General features: G+C 41.4%; 1 protein-coding gene. It reads left to right on the forward strand.

The genetic code is table 11. From position 1 onward, the window contains the following. Positions 1 to 24: 24 nt before the first annotated feature. Positions 25 to 396: leucine-rich repeat domain-containing protein (locus ACYVRH_RS14905; RefSeq protein WP_461257638.1), on the forward strand; the 372-nt coding region annotated here is incomplete at its 3' end.

The following is a 396-nucleotide window of genomic DNA, read 5'->3' on the forward strand; positions in this document are numbered from 1 at the left end:
GTTAAATAGTAAGGAGATATTTCCATGAAAAAGAACGTATTAGTTTTTGCGCTGTTTATGTGTGCGGCGGTTATGGTTTACGGCCAGAGCGAAAGCGATTTTCTAACCAGTGCAGAAGACGGGAAAATAACCATCACAAATTATGCAGGGGGGGCAAAAGACGTAAAAATTCCCGGAAAAATAAAAGGGCTTCCTGTTACCGCTATTGGGAATGGCGCGTTTTCTTACATGAAATTAACCAGCGTTACAATTCCTAATTCGGTTACCGTTATAGGGAATTATGCGTTTAAAAATAACCTGTTAACCAGCGTTACCATCCCTAATTCGGTTACTGTTATTGGGGATACGGCGTTTAGTGAAAACCTGCTAACCAGCGTTACCCTGCCTGATAATGTG

It is taken from the genome of Treponema sp. R80B11-R83G3 (genome assembly GCF_054786115.1).